Here is a 5,534-nt window from a genome sequence, read left to right on the forward strand (position 1 = left end):
CTACCTGATAAAAAAACATAATATCCAGTTGGTTCATGCCCATTCCCGGGCATCTAGCTGGAGTTGTCACCTGGCCTGCAAACTTACCGGCACGCCAATGGTTACTACGGTTCACGGCCGGCAACCGGTACATGCCTCGCGCAAGAAGTTCCATGCCATGGGCGATAAAGCTCTGCCCGTTTGTGAAGCCATTGAACAACAATTGATTCGCGAACTGGGGGTTAGCCCGGAGATGCTTGAAGTGAGCCGCAACGGGATTGAAACCGCCGACTTTGCGCCTCAACCTGCCCCGCAAAATCCACGCCCGGTGATCTCAATTGTGGGCCGTTTAACCGGCCCGAAAGGCGATCTATGTTATCGCTTGCTGGAAGAGTGTCTGGACGTTAGCGCCTATCAGGTTCGGGTGATTACCGGTTCTGCGATGACTGAACGGTTTGAGAAGTTTCGCAGCCAGGTAGAGTTTCCAGGCTACACCAATGATGTTCCGGCCATGCTACACCAGTCAGATCTGGTTATTGGCGCCGGGCGTGTGGCGATGGAATCGCTGCTGTGTGGCCGCCCCACTCTGGCTATCGGAGAAGCCAGTTGTGTCGGTATAGTGAATAGTGACAACCTGTCCCAGGCCATGGCCAGCAACTTTGGCGATATCGGCCCGCAAGAGCTGGATATTGATTTCGCGGCTATTGCCGGTCAGGTTGAACTTGGCCTCAGCCAGTCTCATTGCCAGCCAGAAGTCACTCAGGCGATACGCGACAACTATGATTTAAACCAAATCGCCACTCAGTTGGAGCGGGTTTATCAGGATGTCGCGGTTAATAAATGGCAACGGGATATGCCGGTTGTTATGTATCACCGCTTTATCGACAGTGACGATAAAAAAGGCACTCGCGGCCCTTATATCGATATTGAGCTGTTTGAAAAACATCTTAAGCTGCTCAAACGCAAGGGATTTGAAACGGTCACCTTTGAGGATCTGGCCGATAAAGGGGTGATCAGCCGCCTGCAACCGGGCAAAAAGCCGATCATGCTCACCGTCGATGATGGCTTCGTTGATAACTATGAATTAATGCTGCCACTGCTGAAGAAATATGGCTTTAAAGCGGTGGTGTATGTGGTGACTGGCGAGTCATTTAATCGCTGGGATGTGGAAGCCGACCAGAATCCGGATAAGCCCTTCCCACTGATGTCTGCCGAGCAGATCAAAGCCATGGCTGAGTCCGGTTTGATTGAAATTGGCGGCCATACCTTAACCCATCCACACTTGAATACTCTGACTGAAGCAGAGCAACGGCATGAGATTGCAGCCAACAAGCAAGAGCTGGAGCAAATAATTGGCAAACCACTCACCTCGTTTGCTTATCCGTATGGTAGTCTCAATGCCGATTCTAAAAGGCTGGCTGAACAGCTGGGTTATCAGTTTGCCGTGGCGACCAATAGCGGTCCGCTCGCCTTTCATCAGGATCTGTATCAAATTCGCCGTATCGCGATTTTCCCTAAAACCGATGTTTTCGGCCTGTGGCGCAAGGTCAGAGGTAATTACACCTTCCGAAAATATAAAAAGCACCACATTTAGCGTAAAAAAGTAATAGGAAACCGATGGAATACCCAAGAAGACCATACACACTCTTAGTAGCGTGGAGCATGTTACTTGTCCCTGCATTATTACTGGGAACCAGAAACTACTCCGTTGCAGTGGTCGTACTAAGCCTCTTGACGGCAATATATTATCTACTCAAACATAAAACACAAAAGTTGAATCGTTTTGACGGCCTGGTGATTGCCTGCTTATCACTCTATCTGATAGGCGCTATTCCGGTCGCTATTGTCGACGGCACAACGTTGCGCTATTTCCAGGGTGGCATCCGAGCCCTGCTGTCGATTCCGATTTACCTGCTATTTGTAGAAATCTTCCAGGATCGTCAGTTCCCGTTTGCCAAATATCTGGCAATGGGCACCATTATCGGTTCAGTCGGTGCGGTTACTATCGCCATCTATCAATACTTTATTTTGGGAATGCCCCGCGTCGATGGGTTTCTTTTCAGTATTAACTTCGGTTACTTAGCGAGTGCATTAACGTTTTTGGCTTTCTGTCTGGTACGCTTTGGTCACTACAAAACCTGGTTGTATCTAGCGACTGTGCTGTCAGCTATCGCCACGGTTTTAACCATTACCCGTGGTGCTATTTTGGCCATTCCTCTACTGTTAATTTTCGCCGCGCTATTGAATGGTAAAGCATTGCGGATAAAAACCGTCATGACGGGATCGGTTGTGCTGGTCCTCGCTGCGGTGTTGTCTTATCAGTTAATCCCTGCGGTAAAAGCCCGCGCAGATTTTACGGCGAACGAATTTACCAATATCGCTCGTGGTGACATAGCCTCCGCCGAATCCTCGGGAGGTCGACTACAACTATGGAAGGTGGCTATCGAAACCTTCCAGCAAAAACCGTTTACCGGCATGCCTTACCCGCAAAGGGAAGAGTTAGTCCGAACCATGTACCAGAATGGTGAAGTCACTGAATGGGTGACCACCGTTGGTCGTGCTCATGCCCATAGCCAGTACTTTGAAATGCTGGCCAGTAACGGCGTCTGGGGCGTAGTCAGTATCATCTTTATGTTATTAGTGCCTCTGGCGGTGTTTATTCGCCACTACCAGCAAACCAACAGTGACTGGGCATACACCGGGGCGGTGTTTGTGGCCGGATTCTGCATCTACGGCCTAACAGAGGCACCGCTGCAGGCTAACCTGATCGGCTGTTTCTATGGCTTTATGCTAGCGCTATTTTTTGCACAAGTTCGTACCGAAAAGTACAATAGCCAACAAACGAATACCTGATCTCAAATAATGAAAATACTGATCGTTGGCCCATCCTGGGTGGGAGATATGGTGATGTCGCAAAGTCTGTATATTACTTTGCGACAGCAATATCCCGATGCAAAAATTGATGTGCTCGCACCTGCCTGGTGTGTTCCTTTAGTCAAAAGAATGGCTGAGGTCGACAATGCGATTCCAATGCCTATCGGTCACGGAGAGCTCAAGATAGCTCAGCGTTGGAAACTGGCGCGCGAGTTAGGTAAACAGGGTTATACCCATGCCTTTATCCTGCCTAACTCGGCTAAATCTGCGCTAATCCCTTGGTTTGCGGGGATCAAACATCGTATCGGCTGGAAAGGTGAATCTCGCTATGGATTGCTGAACGATTTACGCCCAGATAAACGCGTATTTCAGTACATGGTTGAACGCTACGTGGCTCTGGCCCATAACAAGCAGACCATGCGTGAGAAAACGGAGCTGAAAAGCTGCCCCTTCCCGGCCTTAACAATTGATGCAGACAGCCAGCAGCAGGCGATGAACCGACTCGGATTATCCGCGCAAAAACCGGTGATTGGCCTATGCCCAGGAGCAGAATTTGGCCCGGCAAAACGCTGGCCAGATCAATACTACGCCGAGGTAGCCCAATACGTTATTGAACAGGGTTATCAAGTCTGGCTATTTGGCTCAGCCAAAGATCAGCCGGTGTGCGAAGATATTAAAGCCGCTCTCAACCCAGAGCAGCAAGCCAGTTGCCATAATCTGGCAGGGCAAACCAGCCTGCTCGAAGCCACAGACCTGTTGGCCAAGTGTCATACTGTGGTCAGTAACGACTCCGGCTTAATGCATGTCTCTGCGGCGGTGGGGTGTAATATTGTCGCCATCTACGGCTCCAGCTCTCCGGAATACACTCCGGCGCTGACTGACAACTTAGAGATGGTCTACACCGATATTGAGTGCCGCCCTTGCTTTAAGCGCGAGTGTCCGTATGGTCATCTTAACTGCTTAAAGCAGCTTACCCCTGAATCCGTCATCAAATCACTGCAGCGTTTTATTGGATAACTGTCATGCAACACTTATGGATTGAGCGAGGCGGCTACGCCTCAAAAAAAGCCAGAGACTATCTCCACAATGAATTTTCTCCGGAGAAAGTACGCAAAATAGCCATTATTCGCCATGCTGCACTGGGCGATCAGGTGATAGCACGTCCTTTCCTGATTGAAGCGCGCAAATTTTTCCCGAATGCAGAAATCACTCTGGTTGGCGTATCCAACTATCAGTACGGTATTCCGTCAGACTTGGCGGATCACACCGTTATCATGGCTGGCCGGGAACGAAAAAATGAGATGACGTTTAGCCAACGTCTGGCCGATTTCAAACAGCTCGATGAACAGGACATCATTTTTGACGTCGCCGGCACCAGCCGCTCATACTGGATGATGTTATTGAGCAAGGCCAAGCTGAAGTTTGGTTTTCCTTATAGGCCGTACCTGTGCGGAACCGTTTATAACATCGCGGTATTTCGCTCGGATTTCCAGCCGGAGTTGGAATGCATGCTGGATATGCTGAAAATGCTCGGCCACAACCCTGAGCGGCCACTGGATTTTGGTTATCCCAGCCATAATGAACTGTTCGACCCGAGCAAAGCGCAGAAAATTCTCTATTTTAACGGCGCTTCCACTACCTCTAAGATCCTGACTAAAGAGCAGATGAAACAGTTGCTTGAGCAGGCAGTAGCCGCGTTACCAAATTTTCAGCATGTCTTTCTGGAAGGCAAAAACGACTTTGAGAAAGGTGATTTTCTGCAGGATCTCACCGCTCAAAGCAACTTTTCCATTCAGCCTTGCTTGAGTCTGGAAGAGCTCGTCGCCGAAATTGCCCGCGCCAGATTGGTGGTCGCACCGGATACCGGAGTACGTAATGTCGCGATATCCACCCATACGCCCACAGTGGGTATTTTTTATTCTACGGTGCCCTTCCGCTATACGCCGCAAGAAGCGAAACACAAAATTGTCATGTCTGCCGATGGCGCTGTGCCAACCAGTGAGCAAATTGTTGCTGCTATACAGACGTCACTTTCAGATCAGACCGTTAATCCATAAGGTATTCCAATGAACAAAATGGTTCGAGTCGTCACCAACCGCCTAATCCGTTTGAGCGGCAACTTATTTAAAATGTTGTCTTATCCGTTTCACTTTGTGTTTCCTAAGCTACGTTTCACCATACCTGAACACTCTCCGGCTCGCGTGCAGCTAAAACAGCAGAAGCAGATTCCGCGCATCATCTGGCAGACCAACTTTACCGCCAAAAGCACTCTGCCCGTGTACCTGAACTATTTGTTCAACCGTTTGATGTCTTTGAGCAGTGAATACCATTACGTCAGTACCGAGGCTCGTGAAGTATTCCTTAAAGAACATGCTCCTAAGGAAGTCTACGATGCGTATATGCGTCTCACCAACGGCGCAGCGCAGGCTGACTTATGGCGTCTGATGGTACTGTATACCTACGGCGGCGTTTATATGGATATCGACGCAACATTAGTCTGGCCGCTGAATGACATTCTTAAGCAGGATACCGATGCGCTGTATATCAAAGTGAGCAATAACACTGAGATTACCAACTACTTCATTGCCTCCAAACCTAACAACCCGGATCTTAAGCGTGCCATTGACCAGGTGGTGCACAACATCAACAACTATGATCCAAAAATGGGGGTTTACCACTCC

Annotated in this window: 5 protein-coding genes; all 5 read left to right on the plus strand. The window is 49.3% G+C overall.

Going from position 1 to position 5,534, the window contains the following annotated elements; all coding sequences use genetic code 11:
• Positions 1 to 1,573 (plus strand): polysaccharide deacetylase family protein (locus ACQY6F_RS17985; protein ID WP_428776414.1); only part of this gene is annotated, 1,573 nt, incomplete at its 5' end.
• Positions 1,574 to 1,752: 179 nt separating this feature from the next.
• Positions 1,753 to 2,832 (plus strand): O-antigen ligase family protein, encoded by a 1,080-nt coding sequence (locus ACQY6F_RS17990; protein ID WP_428776415.1) that lies wholly within the window; start codon positions 1,753 to 1,755, stop codon positions 2,830 to 2,832.
• 9 nt (positions 2,833 to 2,841) lie between these two features.
• Positions 2,842 to 3,870 (plus strand): lipopolysaccharide heptosyltransferase II, encoded by a 1,029-nt coding sequence (waaF, locus tag ACQY6F_RS17995; RefSeq protein WP_428776417.1) that lies wholly within the window; start codon positions 2,842 to 2,844, stop codon positions 3,868 to 3,870.
• A gap of 5 nt (positions 3,871 to 3,875) precedes the next feature.
• The gene (locus ACQY6F_RS18000; RefSeq protein ID WP_428776418.1) at positions 3,876 to 4,910 is read left to right on the plus strand and encodes a glycosyltransferase family 9 protein; all 1,035 of its coding nucleotides are present in this window, start codon (positions 3,876 to 3,878) and stop codon (positions 4,908 to 4,910) included.
• A gap of 9 nt (positions 4,911 to 4,919) precedes the next feature.
• A partial coding sequence (locus ACQY6F_RS18005; RefSeq protein ID WP_428776420.1) for a glycosyltransferase family 32 protein occupies positions 4,920 to 5,534 on the plus strand: 615 nt, incomplete at its 3' end.

Origin of the sequence: Vibrio sp. (assembly GCF_050299255.1) — a bacterium.
GTDB lineage: Bacteria > Pseudomonadota > Gammaproteobacteria > Enterobacterales > Vibrionaceae > Vibrio.